The sequence below is a fragment of the Clavibacter phaseoli genome (assembly GCF_021922925.1).
In the GTDB taxonomy this organism is placed as follows: Bacteria; Actinomycetota; Actinomycetes; order Actinomycetales; family Microbacteriaceae; genus Clavibacter; species Clavibacter phaseoli.
In genome coordinates this window covers 882,882-901,403 of the sequence record NZ_CP040786.1, presented here as the reverse complement: position 1 = coordinate 901,403, position 18,522 = coordinate 882,882, and the positions used below count along the sequence as shown (strand labels likewise).

The 18,522-nt window shown below is 74.1% G+C and carries 19 protein-coding genes; 2 read left to right on the top strand and 17 right to left on the bottom strand.

The annotated features are described in order from the left end of the window. Positions 1–57 precede the first annotated feature (57 nt). From FGI33_RS04230 to FGI33_RS04150, 17 genes are all read right to left on the bottom strand, one after another. Positions 58–921 (bottom strand): ABC transporter permease, encoded by an 864-nt coding sequence (locus FGI33_RS04230; RefSeq protein WP_237582314.1) that lies wholly within the window; start codon positions 919–921, stop codon positions 58–60. After that, positions 918–1,970 (bottom strand): aliphatic sulfonate ABC transporter substrate-binding protein, encoded by a 1,053-nt coding sequence (locus FGI33_RS04225; RefSeq protein WP_237582313.1) that lies wholly within the window; start codon positions 1,968–1,970, stop codon positions 918–920. Before FGI33_RS04225 ends, FGI33_RS04230 begins: the two co-directional genes overlap by 4 nt. Positions 1,971–2,037: 67 nt before the next feature. After that, the gene (locus FGI33_RS04220) at positions 2,038–2,895 is read right to left on the bottom strand and encodes an ABC transporter ATP-binding protein (RefSeq protein ID WP_237582311.1); all 858 of its coding nucleotides are present in this window, start codon (positions 2,893–2,895) and stop codon (positions 2,038–2,040) included. A 115-nt stretch (positions 2,896–3,010) separates the two neighbouring features. After that, positions 3,011–3,424 carry a transcription antitermination factor NusB gene (gene nusB / locus FGI33_RS04215; RefSeq protein WP_043586586.1) on the bottom strand — a complete coding sequence of 138 codons (414 nt, stop codon included), beginning with the start codon at positions 3,422–3,424 and terminating at the stop codon, positions 3,011–3,013. Between the two features lie 4 nt (positions 3,425–3,428). Further along, entirely contained in the window at positions 3,429–3,992 is a 564-nt protein-coding gene (gene efp / locus FGI33_RS04210) for an elongation factor P (RefSeq protein ID WP_012038481.1), read from the bottom strand. Positions 3,993–4,104: 112 nt separating this feature from the next. Next, positions 4,105–4,545 carry a type II 3-dehydroquinate dehydratase gene (locus FGI33_RS04205; RefSeq protein WP_119402298.1) on the bottom strand — a complete coding sequence of 147 codons (441 nt, stop codon included), beginning with the start codon at positions 4,543–4,545 and terminating at the stop codon, positions 4,105–4,107. 20 nt (positions 4,546–4,565) lie between these two features. Continuing rightward, positions 4,566–5,351, bottom strand: coding sequence for an SDR family oxidoreductase (locus FGI33_RS04200; protein WP_119434672.1), 786 nt, complete (start codon positions 5,349–5,351; stop codon positions 4,566–4,568). After that, positions 5,348–6,490 carry a 3-dehydroquinate synthase gene (aroB, locus tag FGI33_RS04195; protein ID WP_182623303.1) on the bottom strand — a complete coding sequence of 381 codons (1,143 nt, stop codon included), beginning with the start codon at positions 6,488–6,490 and terminating at the stop codon, positions 5,348–5,350. Before aroB ends, FGI33_RS04200 begins: the two co-directional genes overlap by 4 nt. Next, positions 6,487–6,978, bottom strand: a complete 492-nt coding sequence (locus tag FGI33_RS04190; RefSeq protein ID WP_119434671.1) for a shikimate kinase — start codon at positions 6,976–6,978, stop codon at positions 6,487–6,489. The genes aroB and FGI33_RS04190 overlap by 4 nt, the downstream gene beginning before the upstream one ends. A gap of 2 nt (positions 6,979–6,980) precedes the next feature. Continuing rightward, entirely contained in the window at positions 6,981–8,219 is a 1,239-nt protein-coding gene (gene aroC, locus FGI33_RS04185; RefSeq protein ID WP_119402301.1) for a chorismate synthase, read from the bottom strand. 87 nt (positions 8,220–8,306) lie between these two features. Beyond that, positions 8,307–9,197: a shikimate dehydrogenase gene (locus FGI33_RS04180; RefSeq protein ID WP_237582310.1), complete on the bottom strand. Its 891-nt coding sequence runs from the start codon at positions 9,195–9,197 to the stop codon at positions 8,307–8,309. After that, positions 9,190–10,839: an endolytic transglycosylase MltG gene (gene mltG, locus FGI33_RS04175; RefSeq protein ID WP_237582308.1), complete on the bottom strand. Its 1,650-nt coding sequence runs from the start codon at positions 10,837–10,839 to the stop codon at positions 9,190–9,192. Before mltG ends, FGI33_RS04180 begins: the two co-directional genes overlap by 8 nt. Then, positions 10,754–11,239: a Holliday junction resolvase RuvX gene (ruvX, locus tag FGI33_RS04170; protein WP_119434593.1), complete on the bottom strand. Its 486-nt coding sequence runs from the start codon at positions 11,237–11,239 to the stop codon at positions 10,754–10,756. The genes mltG and ruvX overlap by 86 nt, the downstream gene beginning before the upstream one ends. Next, positions 11,239–13,896: an alanine--tRNA ligase gene (gene alaS / locus FGI33_RS04165; RefSeq protein ID WP_119434594.1), complete on the bottom strand. Its 2,658-nt coding sequence runs from the start codon at positions 13,894–13,896 to the stop codon at positions 11,239–11,241. The genes ruvX and alaS overlap by 1 nt, the downstream gene beginning before the upstream one ends. Before the next feature lie 6 nt (positions 13,897–13,902). After that, positions 13,903–14,124 (bottom strand): hypothetical protein, encoded by a 222-nt coding sequence (locus FGI33_RS04160; RefSeq protein WP_119402028.1) that lies wholly within the window; start codon positions 14,122–14,124, stop codon positions 13,903–13,905. 195 nt (positions 14,125–14,319) lie between these two features. After that, positions 14,320–14,949: a 30S ribosomal protein S4 gene (gene rpsD, locus FGI33_RS04155; RefSeq protein ID WP_012038492.1), complete on the bottom strand. Its 630-nt coding sequence runs from the start codon at positions 14,947–14,949 to the stop codon at positions 14,320–14,322. Between the two features lie 249 nt (positions 14,950–15,198). Then, entirely contained in the window at positions 15,199–16,611 is a 1,413-nt protein-coding gene (locus FGI33_RS04150) for a replication-associated recombination protein A (protein WP_119434595.1), read from the bottom strand. A gap of 73 nt (positions 16,612–16,684) precedes the next feature. Between FGI33_RS04150 and FGI33_RS04145 the strand changes: the two genes are divergently transcribed. Together FGI33_RS04145 and FGI33_RS04140 are read left to right on the top strand one after the other, a co-directional pair. Beyond that, a complete protein-coding gene (locus FGI33_RS04145) occupies positions 16,685–16,993 on the top strand; it encodes a dioxygenase (protein WP_237582306.1) in 309 nt (102 codons plus the stop codon). Between the two features lie 235 nt (positions 16,994–17,228). Continuing rightward, positions 17,229–18,461 (top strand): DUF349 domain-containing protein, encoded by a 1,233-nt coding sequence (locus tag FGI33_RS04140; RefSeq protein WP_119402031.1) that lies wholly within the window; start codon positions 17,229–17,231, stop codon positions 18,459–18,461. Positions 18,462–18,522: the final 61 nt, after the last annotated feature.

Here is an 18,522-nt window from a genome sequence, read left to right as displayed (position 1 = left end):
CGCGGGCTCGCGGATCCGGAACCGGGACGTCACGGGGCGACACGGAGCGGGCGGCCGTCAGCCCCAGCGGCGGACGAGCACCCGCTCCACGAGACCCACGACCGCGTCGGTGACGGCGCCCAGCACGGCGAGCAGGACGATCGCGAGCAGCACCCGGTCGACGCGTCCGTTGGAGGACGACTCCGTGAGCAGGTACCCGAGCCCCATCGACGCGGCGAGGAGCTCCGCCGCCACGAGGAACAGCCACGACTGCGCGAGCGCGAGCCGGAGCCCGGAGACGACGGCGGGCAGCACGGCGGGCAGCTGCACGGTGACGAGCAGCGGGATCCGCGTCAGGCCGAACGCGCGCCCGACCTCCACGAGGTGCGGGTCCACGTGCCGGAGCGCGCCCGCGACGGTCGTGTACACGGGGAACATCGCGCCGATGGCGACGAGCGTGACCTTGGAGTCCTCGTTGATCCCCATCCAGAGCAGCAGCAGCGGCACCCACGCGAGCGACGGCACCGTGCGGAACGCGCCCGCCGTGGGCGCGAGCAGGAGACGGCCGACGCGGGAGAGGCCGACGACGGTGCCGAGCACGAGGCCCACGGTGGCGCCGAGGGCGAAGCCGAGCAGCACGCGCTGCAGCGAGATGGCGACGTACTGCCCGAGGATCCCCTGCTGGGCGAGCTCCGCTCCGGCGCGCACCACGTCGAGCGGCGCGGGCAGGAGGTGGGCGGGCACGGCGCCCGTGGCGGTCACGACCGCCCAGAGGCCGACCACCAGGACGGGGACCACGAGGCCCACGGCGACCCGGAGGAGGGCGTCGCGGGTCGCGCGGCCGGGCGCCGGGCGCGCGACGCGATCGCCGTCGTCAGGCGCGTCGGCGCCCGTGCGGCCGCCCGCGCGGACGTCCTCCCGGGCGGGCCGGAGCGCGGTCATCCGGCCGACCCGGAGGCGGGATCCGCGGCCTCGGCGAACCGCGGCTCGAACAGCTCGTCGAGGGCCGTGTCGACCTTCCCCTGGTCGGTCACGTCGCCCGACTCCACGAGGATCGGGCCGACGCGCTCCAGCACGGCGCGCTGCGCGTCGCCGGGGACGGGATCCACGCCGAGGTTCGTGCGGCCGATGACGGTGGACGCGATGGCCGGGTCGATCGCGGCGGCCTGCGCGAGGATCGCCGCCGTCTCGTCCGGGTGCTCGACGGCCCAGGCGCGGGCCTCCTCGTAGGAGTCCACGACGGCCTGCGCGAGGTCGGGCGACGCGTCGAGGAAGGACTGCGTCGCGTTGAGGAACCCGTAGGTCGCGAAGTCGACGTTCCGGTACAGCAGCGTGGACCCCGCCTCGGCCTCGCTCGCGGCCATGAGCGGGTCGAGCCCGGCCCACGCGTCGACGGAGCCGTTCTCGAGGGCGGCGCGGCCGTCGGCGTGCTGGAGGTTCTGGATGGTGACGTCGGAGGCCGGGATGCCGGCCTGGTCGAGCGTCTGCAGCAGGAAGAAGTACGGGTCGGTGCCCTTCGTGGCGGCGATGTCGGCGCCCCGGAGCTGGTCGACGCTCGTGATGGGCGACCCCTTCGGCACGACGATCGCGGTCCACTCCGGCTGCGAGTACACGTCGATGGTGCGGATGGGCGAGCCGTTGGCACGGGCGAGGAGCGCGGCGGACCCGGCGGTGGATCCCACGTCGACGGCGCCCGCGCGCAGCAGCTCGTTGGCCTTGTTCGACCCGGCGCTCTGCACCCAGTCGACCGTCACGTCCGACCCGAGCCGCTTCTCGACGAGGCCCTGGTCCTTCACGATGAGGCTCAGCGGGTTGTAGGTCGCCCAGTCGAGGGTGAGCGTGTCAGCGCTCCAGCCCGCTGCATCCGCGGTGGCGTCGGCGGCGGGGGCGACGGACGAGCCCTCCCCCGCGGCGCATCCGGCGAGGAGCATCGCGGCGGCGCCCGCGAGCGCGAGGGCGGGAATGGATCTGCGGGGCAGGAGACGGGTCACGGTGGGTCCTCGGTGCGGTGTCGGATGGTGCGGGCGGGCGTGCGGCGGGTGGTGGCGGTGGTCCGGCTCAGCGCGTCCGGTGGCCCGGCACGCCGAGCCCCTCGAGCAGCTCGGCGCGGAGGGCGGCGAGGGTCGCGTCGCCGCGGTCGCGCGGGCGGGCGCCCGGGACCTCGAGGACGCGGCGGACGGTCGCGCCGGGCGCGGCCCCGTCCTCGGGATCCGGGCCGAGCAGCACCACGCGGTCGGCGAGGTGCAGGGCCTCGTCCACGTCGTGCGTGACGAGGAGGACCGTGGTGGGGATCGCGGCGTGCACGTCGAGCAGCAGGTCCTGCATGCGGAGGCGCGTGAGGGCGTCGAGCGCGCCGAACGGCTCGTCGAGCACGAGGACGCGGGGCCGCCGGGCGAGCGCGCGGGCGAGCGAGGCGCGCTGGGCCATGCCGCCGGAGACCTGTCGCGGGCGGAGGTCGGCGGCCTCGGCGAGGCCCGTGAGCTCGAGCAGGTCGCGCACGCGGGCGTCGCCCTCGGCGCGCGGCACGTCGCGGGGCAGGCCGAGGCGCACGTTGGCGCGGATCGTGCGCCACGGCAGCAGCCGCGGCTCCTGGAACGCGACGGCGGAGCGCTGGTCGACGTCGCGCACGGGCGTGCCGTCGATGCGGATGGATCCGGCGTCGGGCCCGTCGAGCCCGCTCACCTGGCGCAGGAGCGTGGACTTGCCGCAGCCGGACGGCCCGAGGATCGCGACGACGTCGCCCGCGGCGAGGTCGAGGTCGACGTCCCGGAGCACGGTGCGCCGGGCCCGGGATCCGTCCACGGGGAACGAGCGGCCGACCCCGCGGAGCTCGACCGCGCCGGCGGATCCCGGGCCGGGGGCGGCCGACGCGGCGGTCGTCCGGTCGGGTCGCGGGGCGGATGCGGTGACGGGCATGACCCGACGCTAGGACGCCCCGGACGGCGGCGGACCGGGCCGCGTCACACGCCGTCGCGGGGCGTCACGCGACGTAACGGGCTGGCGCGATCGGGCCCGCGCCGCCGTGCCGCGCCTAGGCCTGCGTGGCCGCGATCCGGGCCAGCATGCCGTTCACGAACGACGCCGACTCGTCCGTCGAGAGCGACGACGCGAGGTCGACGCTCTCGGAGATCGCGACGCCGTCGGGCACGTCGGCGTTGAAGAGGATCTCCCAGATGCCGATGCGCAGGATCGCGCGGTCGACGGCGGGCATGCGGGCGAGCGTCCAGTTCACCGAGTACGTCTCGATGAGCTCGTCGATCTCGTCCTGGTGCTCGACGAACCCCTCGGCGATCTCGCGGGCGTACTGCCACGAGGCCTGGCGGTCGGGCTCGGCGGCGGCGCGCTGCTGCTCGACCGCGAGGGTCGCGGGGATGGACTCGCCGCGGATGTCCGCGACGTAGAGGACGTCGAGGGCGCGCTTGCGCGCCTTGGTGCGTGCGCTCACGGGGTCAGTCGGTGACGCGGCCGAGGTAGTCGCCCGTGCGGGTGTCCACCTTGACGCGCGTGCCCTGCTCGAGGAAGAGCGGGACCTGGATCTGGTGGCCGGTCTCGACGGTCGCGGGCTTGGTGCCGCCCGTCGACCGGTCGCCCTGCAGGCCCGGCTCCGTGTACGTGATGGTGAGCACGACGGACGCGGGCAGCTCGACGTAGAGCCCCTCGCCGTTGTGCAGCGCGACGGTCACGTCCTGGTTCTCGAGCATGAAGTTCTTCGCGTCGCCGACCTGCGCGGCGGACAGCGTGATCTGGTCGTAGTCGCTCGTGTCCATGAACACGAAGTTCTCGCCGTCGGCGTAGAGGTACTGGAAGTCGCGGCGGTCGACCGTCTCGGTCTCGATCTTGGCGCCCGCGTTGAACGTGCGGTCGACGACCTTGCCGCTCATCACGTTCTTGACCTTGGTGCGCACGAACGCGCCGCCCTTGCCCGGCTTCACGTGCTGGAACTCGATGACGGTCCACAGCTGGCCGTCCATGTTGAGGACGACGCCGTTCTTGATGTCAGCGGTAGAGGCCATGCGGGGAGGGTCCTTGCCTGTTCGACGAGCGGGAGGTGCGGCGTCGGTGCGGCCGCACGGGGGTGCCGGGCGCCGTCCCGGTGCGGGCGGCGTGGCGATCCGAGGGATCAGCCTAACGGGTGCCGGTCACGACGTGCGCGAGGGCCAGGAGGTAGGAGCCCTGCCCGAGCCCCGCGATGACGCCCGTCGCGACGGGCGAGATGACGCTGGTGTGCCGGAACTCCTCGCGCGCGTGCGGGTTCGAGATGTGCACCTCGATGAGGAGGATGCCGGCCTTCGTCACGAGCGCGGCGGCGTCGCGGAGCGCGTACGAGTAGTGCGTGAAGGCGGCGGGGTTCATGATCACGGGGGTACGGGCATCGACGGCCTCGTGCAGCCAGCCGATGAGGGTCGCCTCGTCGTCGGTCTGGCGCAGGTCGATCTCGACGTCGTCGGGCGCGAACGCGACGAGCTCCCGGCGGAGGTCGTCGAGCGACCCGGTGCCGTACACGTCGGGCTCGCGGCTGCCGAGCCGTCCGAGGTTGGGGCCGTTGAGGACGAGCACGCGTGACATGCGACCAGCCTAGGGGCGGGTCAGCCGACGCTCTGGCCGCCGTCGGAGCGGATGCGCTGGCCGTTGATCCAGCCGCCCTCGGCCGACAGCAGGAAGCAGACGAGCGCGGCGGCGTCGCGGGGCTCGGCGAGCCGGCCGCGGGGCGTGGCCTGCCGGAGGCCCTCGCGCAGCTCGGGCGTGAACCAGCCGGTGTCGGTGGGCCCGGGATCCACGAGGTTCGCGGTCACCCTCACGTGCTCGAGCTCGCGCGCGGCCGCGATGACGATGCGGTCCAGCGCCGCCTTGCTCGCGCCGTACGGCACGTTGCCGACGACGTGGTCGCTCGTGAGCGCCACGATGCGGCCCGCGCCGGGCTCGGCGCGGTACCGCCGGGCGAAGCCCTGGATGAGCTGGAGCGACGCCCGCACGTTCACGGCGAGGTGCCGGTCGAGGGCCTCCACGGTCGTGTCGAGGAGCCCGCTGTCGACCGACTCGGCGTGGCTGAGGACGAGGCCCGTGATCGGGCCGAGCGCGCGCTCGACCTCGTCGAGGATCCGCTCGGCCGCGCCCGTGTCCATCAGGTCGGCCTCGATCGCGTGCGCGCGTCCGCCGGCGCGCTCGACGGCCTCGGCGACCCGGGCCGGGTCGTCGGGCTGCGGGCCCCAGGGCATGCGCGCGTCGTAGGCGGACCAGTACGAGAAGGCGACGTCCCAGCCGCCGAGGGCCAGGTCCTCGGCGATGGCCGCGCCGAGCCCGGCGACCCGGCCGACGCCCGTGATCAGCGCGACGGGCCGGACGGGCGCGTCGGGATGCGCGGGGTCGGTCACGAGCCGATCTCCTGGTACGCCGCGAACAGCAGCGCCTCCTCGGGACCGTTGAGCACGCTCGCCCGGCCGACGCCGTCGAGCACGATGAAGCGCATCATGTCGCCGCGCGCCTTCTTGTCGCGCTTCATGCTCGCGACGAGCGTGGGCCAGCGGCCGACCGGGTAGCTGGTGGGCAGGTCGAGCGAGTCGAGGATCCGGCGGTGCCGGTCGACCGCCTCGTCCGACAGCGAGCGCGTGAGGCGCGAGAGCTCGGCGGCGAACACCATGCCCACCGCGACGGCCGCGCCGTGCCGCCAGCGGTAGCGTTCGGCGTGCTCGATGGCGTGGCCGAGCGTGTGCCCGTAGTTGAGGATCTCGCGGCGGCCCTTCTCGGTGAAGTCCTCCCCCACGACCTCGGCCTTCATCGCGATCGCCAGCTCGACGACGCGGCGGAACTCGCCGCTCGTGGTATCCGTGACGCGCGCGACGTCGCGCTCGATGATGTCGAGGATCTCCGGCACCGCGATGAACCCGGCCTTCACGATCTCCGCGAAGCCCGTGACGATCTCGTTCCGCGGCAGGGTGGCCAGCAGGTCGAGGTCCACGATCACGGCGGTCGGCGCGTAGAACGCCCCGACGAGGTTCTTGCCCTCGGACGTGTTGATGCCTGTCTTCCCGCCGACGGCCGCGTCGACCATCGCGAGCACCGTCGTGGGGATCTGGATGAGCATCACGCCGCGCAGCCACGTCGCCGCGACGAACCCGCCGAGGTCGGTCGTGGCGCCGCCGCCGAGCGTGATGACGGCGTCCGAGCGCGTGAAGTCGGTGGTGCCCATGATCTTCCAGCAGAACGCGGCGACCTCGACGCGCTTGGCGCCCTCGGCGTCGGGCACCTCCGCGAGGTACACCTCCACGTCGCCCTGCAGGCGCTCCCGCAGCCGGGACGCCTCCTCGGCGAGGGCGGGCGCGTGCACGATGAGCACCTTGCGCACGCGCGGGCCGAGCAGCGCGCCCACGCCCGCGACGAGACCCCGGCCCACGGTGACGTCGTAGCCGGGGGCGCCGGAGACGCGGATCACGGTGGGCGCGTCGGGCTCGGCGGTCGCGGGCGTCGCGGGCGTCGCGGGCGCGACGGCGTCGGTGGGGTGTGCGTCGGTCATGGCTGCCTCTCCCGGGCGAAGCGCTCGATCTCGCGGGCGATGCGCGGGAGCGGGCGGTCGGAGGTGTCGATGGTCAGGTCGGCGAGCGAGCGGTACAGCTCCTCGCGGTCGGCGACGATGCGCCGCCAGCTCTCGAGGCCGTCGACGAGCGGGCGGTCGTGGCCGCGGATCCGCGCGCGCACGGCGTGCTCGCTCACGGTGAGGAGCACCACGCGGCACGACCCCAGGTCGGCGCGCGTCGCGGGGTCGAGGACGGCTCCCCCGCCGAGCGAGACGACGCCGTCCTCCGCGAGGGCGGCGGCGACCGCGGCCCGCTCGAGCTCGCGGAACCGCGGCTCGCCGTGCTCGCGGAAGATGTCGGCGATGGATCCGTGCGCCTCGACGATCGCGCGGTCCGTGTCGGTGAAGGGCACCCCGAGGGCCTTCGCGACGCGACGGCCGACCGTGGTCTTGCCCGCACCGGGCGGGCCGATCAGGACGACCGGCACGCTCAGGCCTCGGGCGCCGCCGGCGGCGCGGCGTCCGCCTCGTCCACGAGGTCGGCGCCCGTGCGGCGCCCCTCGGGGATCGCGTCGAGGTAGCCGCGGAGGTTGCGGAGGGTCTCGCCCACGGAGTCGCCGCCGAACTTCTCCAGCACGGCGTCGGCGAGCGTGAGCGCGACCATCGCCTCGGCCACGACGCCCGCGGCGGGCACCGCGCAGACGTCGGAGCGCTGGTGGTTCGCGGGGGCCGCCCCGCCCGTGGCGGTGTCGATGGTGCGGAGGGCGCGCGGCACGGTCGCGATGGGCTTCATGCCCGCGCGGACGCGGAGGACCGTGCCCGTCGACATGCCGCCCTCGGTGCCGCCGGCGCGGTCCGTGGACCGGCCGATCCCGGCGTCGGTGGAGAACAGCTCGTCGTGCGCCTCGGATCCGCGGCGCGTGGTGGTGAGGAAGCCGTCGCCGACCTCGACGCCCTTGATCGCCTGGATGCCCATGAGCGCGGCCGCGAGCTTGGAGTCGAGACGGCGGTCCCAGTGCACGTGCGAGCCGAGGCCGGGCGGCAGGTCGTAGGCGAGGACCTCGACGACGCCGCCGACCGTGTCGCCGCTCTGCTTCGTGTCATCGACCTCGGCGACCATGCGGGCGCTCGTCTCGGGGTGGAAGCAGCGCAGCGGATCGGCGTCCAGCGCGTCCACGTCGGCGGGCGTCGGCAGCGGCGCGCCCTCGGGCACCCGGACGGGGCCGATGGAGAGCGTGTGGCTGACGAGGGTGATCCCGAGCTCGGCGAGGAACGCGCGGGCCACGGCGCCGAGCGCGACGCGGGCGGCTGTCTCGCGGGCGCTCGCGCGCTCGAGCACGGGGCGCGCCTCGTCGAAGTCGTACTTCTGCATGCCCACGAGGTCGGCGTGGCCGGGCCGGGGACGCGTGAGGGCCGCGGCGCGCGCACCCTGCAGCTTCGCGGGATCCACCGGCTCGGGGCTCATGACGTCGACCCACTTCGGCCACTCGGTGTTGCCGATGCGCACGGCGATGGGGCTGCCGAGCGTGCGCCCGTGGACCACGCCGGTCGAGAGGCTCAGCTCGTCCTGCTCGAACGCCATACGCGCGCCGCGGCCGTAGCCGAGCTTGCGACGGGCGAGGTCGGCGCGGATGCCGTCGAGGCTGACGGGCACGCCCGCGGGCAGGCCCTCCAGGACGGCGATGAGTTCGGGGCCGTGGGATTCCCCGGCGGTGAGCCAACGCAGCATGATCCCATCCTCCCACAGCGGTCAGGTCGCACCGGCGGCCGGGCTCCCTCCTAGAGCCTCCCCCAGCGGCCAGGTCGGACCCGCGGGTCAGGCTCCCGTCCAGGGCCTCCGCGGATCCCGGTCGACGCTCGCGAGCATCGCCGCCAGCACGCGCTCCTCGTCCGGCAGCGGACGGGCGTCGTCCCCGTGCGCGAACAGGCGCACCTGGTCGAGCGCCTGGTGCACGAGCATGTCGATCCCCGGCACGACGCGGCCGCCCGCGCGCTCCCACGCGGTGGCGATGCCGGTCGGCCACGGCGCGTAGGTCACGTCGAGGAGCACGGTCGCGTCGGGCAGGGCCCGGGGCAGCGACACGGCCGCGGCGGCGTCGCCCGGGAGCGTGCTGATCACGGTGTCGGCGTCGCGCAGCTCCGCGAGCTCCCCGTCGAGCGGCACGGCCAGGAGCGCGACGCCCAGCTCGTCGGCGAGCGGCGCGAGCTCCCGCCCCTGCTCCAGGCGGCGGGCCGCGACGACGACCTCGCGCGCGCCCATGCGGGCCGACGCGACGACGGCTGAGCGCGCCGTGGATCCGGCGCCCAGCACGACCGCGCGCTGCGTACGCTCCACGCCGGCCGCCCCGAGCGCGCGCACGATCCCGGCGACGTCCGTGTTCGCTCCGCGTCGCCGCGTGCGCCCGTCCCCGTCCTCCTCGAGCAGCAGGGTGTTGGCCGCGCCTGCGAGGCGCGCCGTGTCGTCGACCCGGTCGAGGAGCGGCAGCACGTCGCGCTTGAGCGGCATGGTGAGCGAGAGGCCGCGCCAGCCGGATCCGATTCCCGCGACGAACGCGCCGAGGTCGGCCCCCGCGCACTCCACCGCCTCGTAGGACCAGTCGAGCCCGAGCACGTCGTACGCCGCGCGGTGCAGCCGCGGGGAGAGCGAGTGCGCGATGGGGCTGCCGAGGACCGCCAGCCGCACGGCCGGCGTCCGCGGATCAGCCATTGCCCGGGTTGTCCTTCATGAACTGCTGCCACTGCGCGACGGCCTTGAGGTGGTCCTCGTAGTTCTCGGAGAAGACCGTGTCGCCCGTGATGGTGTTGACGGTGACGAAGTACAGCCACGGTCCGTCCGCGGGGGCCAGCGCGGCCTTGATCGCGAGGTCGCCCGGGTTGGAGATGGGGCCGATCGGCAGCCCCGGGTGCACGTAGGTGTTCCACGGGTTGTCGTCGGCGCGCTCGGCGTCGGTGGTCGTCACGCGGCCGACCGACTGCGCGCCGTAGGCGACGGTCGCGTCGGACTGCAGCGGCATGCCGATGGCGATGCGGTTCTGGAAGACGCGCGACACCTTGTAGAAGTCGCCCTCGAAGCGGGCCTCCTTCTGGATGAGCGCGGCGAGCGTGAGCACGCGGTGCCGGTCGGCGGCGGGCACGCCGGCCTGGTCGAGGGCCTGGAAGGTGCGGCTCACCATCGCCTTCACCATGTCCGTCGCGGAGGTGCCGGGCGGGAAGTCGTACGTGGCGGGGAAGAGGTAGCCCTCGATGTTCGGCGCCTCGACGGGGATGCCGAGCGCGGCGCGGTCGGCGGAGGCGGCCTCGAGGTCGGCGACGGGGGTGCCGGTGCCCTCCGCGATGAGCTCGAACGCCTGCGCGGCGGTCTGGCCCTCGGGGATGGTGACCTTGGCCTGGATCTGGCTGGCGGGATCCTGCAGCAGCGCGAGCGCGGACGCCGCGCTCATCTGCTTCCGCAGCGTGTACGTCCCCGGCTGGAACACGACCTCGCTGCCCGAGGCGACGACCGCCTGGTAGAAGGCCTTCGACGTCTTGACGACGTCCTGCGCCGCGAGCGTGTCGCCGATGGTGCTGCCCGTGTCGCCGGTCTTGACGACCACCTGCACCTCGCCGGATCCGTCGCCGTCGTAGTCGGTGGGCTCGGCGGGCGTCAGCAGCGCGGACACGACCGGGCCGAACAGCGACGTCGCGATGACGGCGGCGCCGCCGAAGAGCACGACGAGCAGGACGACGACGTAGGGCCACTTGGGGTGGCGGCGCTTCGGCTTCGGGGCGACGGGGGCCGCCGCGCGCGGCGGGGTCCCGCGTCCGCCGCCCCGCGCCTCGCGGGCCGGCGTGGTGGTGCCGGTCGTGGTCGCGGCCGTGATGCCGGCGGCGGACGCGGACGCGCTGGAGGCGTCTCCGGCGGCGGATGCGGCGGAGGTCGACGCGGCGGCGGCCACGTCGGCGCGCGGGCGGTGCTCGGTCGCGGGACGGGCGGCGGCCTCGGCGAGGCGGGGCGCGGACTCCCGCGCGGCGGCCGTCGCGGACCGAGGGGCGTCGTCCGGGGCGGGAGCGGGGGTCCCCGCCTGGGCCTCCGCGGCCTCGCGCAGCGCGCGCAGCTCGCGTCGGGTCATGGGCGCCCCGGTGCCGATGCCGGGCCCCTCGCCGCGCGCGGCCGGAGCGGCGGAGGCCGGATCGGGCGCCGTCGGGGTGTGGTCGCCGAACAGGCTCTCGAAGGGGTCGCCGCCACCACCCGCGGCCGCCGTGGCGCGTCGGGTGGGGTCGGTCTCAGGCGTGTCGGTCAGGATCGACTCGGTTCCTCGGGACGAGAGCACCGGGTGGGGAGCCGGCGGAGCGCTCGGTCTCGAGCGCATGTTGAAGGATTATAACGGCCGCCACCTGGTCGATCACGGGCTTCTGCTTACGAGAGCCTCTGCCCGAGGCCCGCAGGGCGCCCTGCGCGGAGACCGTCGAGAGGCGCTCGTCGACCAGCCGAACGGTGATCTCCGTGGCGTCCGCGAGGCGCCGGGCGAACCCCTCCGCGTCGTCCGTGGACGCCGTGGGCCGGCCCGACAGGGCGAGCGGCAGGCCCACGAGGATCTCCGCGCAGTCGATCTCGGCGGCCACCTCGAGGATGCGCCGCACGTCCGCCGAGCCGCCCGCGTCGCGCGGCACGGTCTCGACGGGCGTCGCGATCAGCCCGTGCGGATCCGACCGGGCGAGGCCGATGCGGGCCTTCCCCACGTCGACCGCGAGGCGGGACCCGACGCGCATCAGGACTCGAGCGCCCGGCGGACCGCGGCCAGCGCGTCGCCGATGGCCGCGACGTCGGATCCGCCGCCCTGCGCGAGGTCGTCCTTGCCGCCCCCGCCGCCGCCGAGCACCGCCGCCGCCGCGCGGGCGAGCTGCCCGGCCTTGGCGCCGGCGTCGCGCGCGGCCTGGTTCGTGGCCACGATGACGGTCGGCTTGCCGCCCGCGTCACCCGCGAGGGCGACCACGACGGGCTCGGATCCCGCGCGCTCCCGCACGAGGGTCACCAGCTGTCGGACCTCGTCGGCCGAGCGCACGCTGCCGAGCGACTCCTGGATCAGCGTGACGGCGCCCACGCGCGCGCCCTGCTGGAGGAGCGCCGGCACGCGCTGCTGCAGCGCCTGCGCCTCGAAGTCGGCGATGCGCCTCTCCGCGGTCTTGAGGTTCTGCATGAGGTCGGCGATGCGGTCGGGCAGCTGCTCGCGCGGCGTCTTGAGGCTCGAGGTGAGCTGCGACACGATCGCGCGCTCGACGGCGAGGTCCTGGAACGCCTCGCGGCCGACGAGGGACTCGATGCGGCGGTTGGTGGATCCGACGGACGACTCCCCCACCACGTTGATGAGCCCGATCTGCGCGCTGGACGACACGTGCGTGCCGGCGCAGAGCTCGCGCGACCACGGTCCGCCGATGTCGACGACGCGCACGGTGTCGCCGTACTTCTCGCCGAACAGCGCCATGGCGCCGAGCTGCTTGGCCTCGTCGATCGGCATGACCCGCGTCACGACCTGCAGGTCGTCGCGCACGGCGCCGTTCGCGATGTCCTCGATCTCGCTGCGCGTCTCCGCCGACAGCGCCTGGTTCCAGGCGAAGTCGAGGCGCATGTAGCCGGCCCGGTTGTAGGAGCCGGACTGGTGCGCGTCCTGGCCGAGCACCTGGCGCAGCGCGGCGTGCACGAGGTGCGTGCCCGAGTGCGCCTGGGTCGCGCCACGGCGCCAGTCGGCGTCGACGACCGTGGTGGCGGCGTCGCCGACGCCCACCTCGCCCGAGCGCACCTGCACGCGGTGGCTGATGAGGCCCTTCACGGGCTTCTGCACGTCGAGCACCTCGAGGTCGAAGCCCTGGCCGACGATGCTGCCCGCGTCGGCCTCCTGGCCGCCGGACTCCGCGTAGAGGCTCGTCTCGGGGAGGATGACCTCCGCGATGTCGCCCGCGACCGCGTGGTCGACGCTGTGGCCGCCCACGATGAGGCCCAGGATCGTGGTGCCCGTCTCGAGCTCGTCGTACCCGGTGAAGCGCGTCTCGCCCGCCGCGCGGAACTCGCTGTAGACGGTGAGGTCGGCCAGCGCGGTCTTCTTGCTCTTGGCGTCGGCCTTGGCGCGCGTGCGCTGCTCGAGCATCAGGCGGTCGAAGGCCTCGCGGTCGACCGTGAGGCCGTTCTCCTCCGCCATCTCGAGCGTGAGGTCGATGGGGAAGCCGAACGTGTCGTGCAGGAGGAACGCGGTGTCGCCCGCGATCCGCTCGCCGCCGGCCGCCTTCGTCTCGCCGACGGCCACGTCGAGGATCGTCGTGCCGCCCGAGAGCGTGCGGAGGAAGGTCTCCTCCTCCGCGTACGCGAGGCGGGAGATGCGGTCGAAGTCGTCGGAGACCTCGGGGTAGGCGGCCTTCATGGCGTCGCGCGACGCGGGGAACAGCTCGCCGAAGGTCGCGGCGTCCACGCCCATCAGGCGCATCGCGCGCACGGTGCGGCGCATGAGGCGGCGCAGGATGTAGCCGCGCCCCTCGTTGGACGGCCGCACGCCGTCGGACATGAGCATGAGCGAGGAGCGCACGTGGTCGGCGACGATGCGCATGCGCACGTCGTCCTCGTGGTCGGCGCCGTAGCGGCGGCCCGCGAGCTCGGCCGCGCGGTCGAGCACGGGGCGGACCTGGTCGATCTCGTACATGTTCTCGACGCCCTGCTTGAGGAACGCGACGCGCTCGAGCCCCATGCCGGTGTCGATGTTCTTCTTGGGCAGGTCGCCGAGGATCTCGAACTCGCTCTTGCTCGTGCCCGCTCCGCGCAGGTACTGCATGAAGACGAGGTTCCAGATCTCCACGTAGCGGTCGTCGTCGGTCGCCGGGCCGCCGTCGGCGCCGTACGCGGGGCCGCGGTCGAAGAAGATCTCCGAGCAGGGGCCCGCGGGGCCGGGCTGGCCGGTGTGCCAGTAGTTCGTGTCGCGACCCAGGCCCTGGATCCGGTCGTCCGGCAGGCCCGCGATGCGCTTCCACGCCTGACGCGCCTCGTCGTCCTCGTGGTAGACGGTGACCCAGAGGTCCCGGGGGTCGAAGCCGAGGCCGCCGTCGGCCTCGCTCGTCGTGAGGAGCTCCCACGCGTACGCGATGGCCTGCTCCTTGAAGTAGTCGCCGAAGGAGAAGTTGCCGTTCATCTGGAAGAAGGTGCCGTGCCGCGGCGTGCGGCCGACCTCCTCGATGTCGAGCGTGCGGATGCACTTCTGGACGCTCGTGGCGCGCGGGAACGGCGCGGGGACGACGCCCGTGAGGTACGGCACGAACGGCACCATGCCGGCCACCGTGAACAGCAGGGTCGGGTCGTCGCTGACGAGCGACGCCGACGGCACGACGGTGTGCCCCCGGTCGCCGAAGTACGTCAGCCAGGCGTTGCGGATGTCTGCGGTCTGCATGCGGTCCTACTGCTTTCCCAGCTCGGTGATGGTGTCCTCGGCCTCGCCCACGGCGGAGCGGAGCTCGGCCTCGCGGCGGCGGTAGCCGTCCTCGACGGCCTCGCCGAACCGGCGGGCACGGGCGTCGACGCCCTGGAGGAGGCGGTGCCCGGCCGGCGTGCGGTCGACCACGTGGGCGACGGCGAAGCCGATGGCGACCCCCACGACGATGAGGACGAGGTTCTTCATGCTTCTCCCCTTCCGGGAGCTGCCCCCAGATGGAGGTGACGTGCGGTGCGGAGGCCGGCGGGGGCCGAGGGCGATCCTACCGGCCGGGCCCGGCGCGACCCGCGTCGGGCGGCTCCAGGATCGCCTCCCGCCCGGAGACGCCGAGAGGCGGGCCACCCGGATGGGCGACCCGCCTCGCGGACGGTGATGCGGTGCTTAGCGTGCCGCGTAGTACTCGACGACCAGCTGGACCTCGCAGGTCACGGGGACCTCGGCGCGCTTCGGCAGGCGCACGAGGCGGGCCTGCAGCTTGTCGAGCTCGACCTCGAGGTACGAGGGGAGCTTCGGCAGCACGTCGGCGTGACCGCCGGCGGCGGCGACCTGGAAGGGCTCGGTGCCCTCGGAGCGCGGCTTGACGTGGATCATCTGGCCGGCCTTCACGCGGAAGGAGGGGCGGTCGACGATCTTGCCGTCGACCATGATGTGGCGGTGCACGACGAGCTGGCGGGCCTGCGCCGTGGTGCGCGCGAGGCCGGAGCGGACGACGAGCGCGTCGAGGCGCTGCTCGAGGATCTCGACGAGGTTCTCACCGGTCAGGCCCTGCGTGCGACGCGCCTCCTGGAAGGCGATCTTGAGCTGGGCCTCGCGGATGCCGTACTGGGCGCGCAGACGCTGCTTCTCGCGCAGGCGGACGGCGTAGTCGCTGTCCTGCTTGCGCTTGGACCGGCCGTGCTCACCCGGCGCGTAGGGGCGCTTCTCGAGGTACTTGGCCGCCTTCGGCGTGAGCGGGATGCCCAGCGCGCGGGAGAGGCGGGTCTTGCTGCGGGTGCGTGACTTGGTGGACACGTTTTCCTTCCAGGGAGAAAGTCTCTGACTACGGATGATGCAGGGCGTCCGCGCACACGCATGGGCGCGCGACGACACGAGACCGCTGATGCGGTGTCCTGCGGAAGTAGAGGGATTCGCCACGGGTCGTCCGGCTACAGGACGTGTCCCTTGATCATGATGTCGACGCAGCCGCACGCGACACCCGATTGAGGCGTCAGCAAGCTTAGCACGCGATCGGCGCGATCCCGGGGATGCGCCGCGCCGGGATCACCCGCCGCGGACGATGCGCCGCAGCTTCTCCAGCCGGGCCGACAGGTCGCGCTCGTGCCCGTGCTGCGTGGGCGAGTAGTAGGTGCGTCCGACGAGCTCGTCCGGGAGGTACTGCTGCGTCACGACGCCGATGTCCGCGTCGTGCGGATAGCGGTAGCCCTTGCCGTGCCCGAGCCGCTTCGCGCCCGGGTAGTGGGCGTCGCGGAGGTGCAGGGGCACGCGGCCGAAGGCGCCGGCGCGCACGTCCGCGATCGCCTGGTCGATGCCGAGGTAGGAGGCGTTCGACTTGGGCGCGGTCGCGAGGTGCACGACCGCCTGCGCCAGCGGGATCCGCCCCTCGGGCATGCCGATGAGCTGCACCGCGTCGGCGGCCGCCACCGCGACGACGAGCGCCTGCGGGTCGGCGAGCCCGATGTCCTCGGAGGCCGAGACGATGATCCGCCGGGCGATGAAGCGCGGGTCCTCCCCCGCCTCGATCATGCGGGCGAGGTAGTGCAGCGCGGCGTCGACGTCGGATCCGCGGATCGACTTGATGAACGCGCTGATGACGTCGTAGTGCTCGTCGCCGTTGCGGTCGTAGCGGAGCAGCGCCCGGTCGACCGCGAGCGCGACCTGCTCGGTGGAGATGGGGATGGGCGCGGGATCCCCGGCGGCAGCCGCGTCGTCGTCCTCGTCCTCGTCGTCGCCGTCCTCGTCGTCCTCTGCCGCCGCGCGCGCCTTGCCCGACGCGTCCGCCTGTGCCGACACGGCCGCCGCCTCGAGCGCCGTCAGCGCGCGTCGCGCGTCGCCGGACGCCAGGCGGATGATCATCGCCCGGGCGTCGTCGTCGAGCGCGAACCGCCCGCCCAGGCCCCGGTCGTCGGCGACGGCGCGGTCCACGAGCACGCCGAGGTCGTCGTCGTCGAGCTGCTCCAGCGTCAGCAGGAGGCTGCGGGAGAGCAGCGGCGAGATGACGGAGAACGACGGGTTCTCGGTGGTGGCCGCGATGAGGATCACCCAGCCGTTCTCCACGCCCGGCAGCAGCGCGTCCTGCTGGGCCTTGGTGAAGCGGTGGATCTCGTCGAGGAACAGCACGGTCGAGACGCCGAAGAGGTCGCGGTCGCTCAGCGCCTTCTCCATCACCTGCCGCACGTCGCGGACGCCGGCGGTCACGGCCGAGAGCTCGACGAAGCGGCGGCTGGATCCGTGCGCGATGGCCTGCGCGAGCGTCGTCTTACCCGTCCCGGGCGGGCCCCACAGGATGATCGAGACGGACCCCTGCTCCCCCGCCACGTCCGAGGCGAGGCTCACGAGCGGCGAGCCGGGCGTCAGGAGGTGCCGCTGGCCGGTGACCTCGTCGAGGCTGCGGGGACGCATCCGGACGGCCAGGGGCGTCGCCCCCGAACGGAGGCCCGGTCGCGTGTCGGTCATGATCTCGATGGTAGGCGCGACCGGCTATGGTTCCCGTACCGCCGCCTCGTGCGGGACCGACCGTGAGGACGCCGTGGCCCCGAAGAACGACCGCGCAGCCCGCGAGGCGCAGGCCCGGCTCCGCCGCTACGCGGCACGTCAGGAGCTGCACGCCCGGGCCGTCCGACGCCGTCGCCGCGACGACCTGGCCGCGATCGTCGCCGTGGTCCTCGTCGCCGCCCTCGCGGTCGGGGCCCAGCTCGCCTACGAGGCGGGACCCGGCGCGCCGGCCCCGACGCCCGCGCCGTCGTCCTCCCCGTCGTCGCCCACACCGAGCGCGACCCCGACCCCGACCCCGACCGCGACCGACCCCGCGCCCACGGAGCCGACCCCGACCCCGTGAGTCGCGGGAGACCGCGAGGCGACGGGTCGGCACCCGTCCTGCCGCCCGGTCCTCACGGGCCCCTGCGAGGGCGGTCCGATCGCCGCCCGCGCACGCCGACGCCCGCTGGTCTCGGGCATGATCGACAGGTCAGCCAGCGTCCGTCGCGAGACGATCCCGCCCGCGAGGCGTGCTCTAGGCTGGCGTGCACGTCTCCGCACCGGTCCGGCCGGTCCTACGAACAAGGTGAGCATCCGTGGCTGACAACGATCAGACCCCCTGGGGCCGCGTCGACGAGACGGGCACCGTCTTCCTGCGCGAGGGCGACGGCGAACGCGCCGTCGGCCAGTACCCCGACGGGACCCCCGAGGAGGCGCTGGCCTACTTCCAGCGCAAGTTCACCGACCTCGCGGGCCAGGTCACGCTCCTGGAGCAGCGCGCCAAGCGCGGCGCGCCGGCGACCGACGTGTCCAAGGCCGTCGCGCACCTCATCGAGGCCGTGGACGGGGCGAACGCCGTCGGCGACCTCGCCGCCCTGCGCGCCCGGCTCGACGTCCTCGCCGCCACCGTCGGCGAGCTCACGGAGAAGCAGGGCGAGGAGCAGCGGCAGGTGGTGCAGGGCGCCATCGCCGAGCGCACCGCCATCGTCGAGGAGACCGAGCGCCTCGCCACCCAGGACTTCTCGAAGGTCCAGTGGAAGCAGCTGACCGCCGAGGTCGACGCCCTGTTCGGCCGCTGGCAGCAGCACCAGCAGACGGGACCCCGTCTGCCCAAGAACGACGCCAACGAGCTCTGGAAGCGCTTCCGCACGGCGCGCTCCACCATCGACACCGAGCGCAAGGCGTTCTTCGCCGAGCTCGACAACGCCCACAAGGACGCCCGCTCCAAGAAGCAGGCCATCGTCGAGCAGGCGCGCGCGCTCGAGCCGCAGGGCGTCGGCGGGATCCCGGCGTACCGCCGTCTCCTCGACGAGTGGAAGCTCGCCGGGCGCGCGGGCAAGCGCTACGACGACGCGCTCTGGGCGCAGTTCAAGGCCGCGGGCGACGTGCTCTACGGCGCCAAGGCCGAGGTCGACGCCGCGGACGACGAGGAGCAGCAGGCCAACCTGCAGGCCAAGCTCGCCCTCCTCGACGAGGCGGAGCCGATCCTGCAGATCACGGAGCGCACCGCGGCGCGCGACAAGCTGACCGCCGTCCAACTGCGCTGGGACGCGATCGGTCGCGTCCCGCGGGACAGCGTCAAGACCGTCGAGGACCGCCTGCGCAAGGTCGAGACCCACGTCCGCACCCTGGACGAGGAGTTCTGGCGCAAGAACAACCCGGAGACGAAGGCCCGCTCCGAGGGGCTCGCCTCGCAGCTCGGCGCCGCGATCGACAAGCTGCAGCGCGAGCTCGACGCGGCCAAGGCGGACGGCGACGCGCGCCGCATCAAGGACGCCGAGGAGGCCCTCGCCGCCCGCCGCGTCTGGCTGGACGCGCTCGGCTCGTAGCCCCGCCCTCCGCACCACCGCGACGGCCCGGGATCCTCCACAGGATCCCGGGCCGTCGCGC

What these genes read in the sequence shown, in the direction of transcription:
- efp (WP_012038481.1), bottom strand. Translation starts at nt 3,992, where the DNA reads ATGGCCTCTACCGCTGACATCAAGAACGGCGTCGTCCTCAACATGGAC.
- FGI33_RS04230 (WP_237582314.1), bottom strand. Translation starts at nt 921, where the DNA reads ATGACCGCGCTCCGGCCCGCCCGGGAGGACGTCCGCGCGGGCGGCCGC.
- ruvX (WP_119434593.1), bottom strand. Translation starts at nt 11,239, where the DNA reads ATGCGCGTCGGGTCCCGCCTCGCGGTCGACGTGGGGAAGGCCCGCATC.
- FGI33_RS04160 (WP_119402028.1), bottom strand. Translation starts at nt 14,124, where the DNA reads ATGAAGAACCTCGTCCTCATCGTCGTGGGGGTCGCCATCGGCTTCGCC.
- aroC (WP_119402301.1), bottom strand. Translation starts at nt 8,219, where the DNA reads ATGCTGCGTTGGCTCACCGCCGGGGAATCCCACGGCCCCGAACTCATC.
- alaS (WP_119434594.1), bottom strand. Translation starts at nt 13,896, where the DNA reads ATGCAGACCGCAGACATCCGCAACGCCTGGCTGACGTACTTCGGCGAC.
- mltG (WP_237582308.1), bottom strand. Translation starts at nt 10,839, where the DNA reads ATGCGCTCGAGACCGAGCGCTCCGCCGGCTCCCCACCCGGTGCTCTCG.
- FGI33_RS04150 (WP_119434595.1), bottom strand. Translation starts at nt 16,611, where the DNA reads ATGACCGACACGCGACCGGGCCTCCGTTCGGGGGCGACGCCCCTGGCC.
- FGI33_RS04220 (WP_237582311.1), bottom strand. Translation starts at nt 2,895, where the DNA reads ATGCCCGTCACCGCATCCGCCCCGCGACCCGACCGGACGACCGCCGCG.
- FGI33_RS04205 (WP_119402298.1), bottom strand. Translation starts at nt 4,545, where the DNA reads ATGTCACGCGTGCTCGTCCTCAACGGCCCCAACCTCGGACGGCTCGGC.
- aroB (WP_182623303.1), bottom strand. Translation starts at nt 6,490, where the DNA reads ATGACCGACGCACACCCCACCGACGCCGTCGCGCCCGCGACGCCCGCG.
- FGI33_RS04180 (WP_237582310.1), bottom strand. Translation starts at nt 9,197, where the DNA reads ATGGCTGATCCGCGGACGCCGGCCGTGCGGCTGGCGGTCCTCGGCAGC.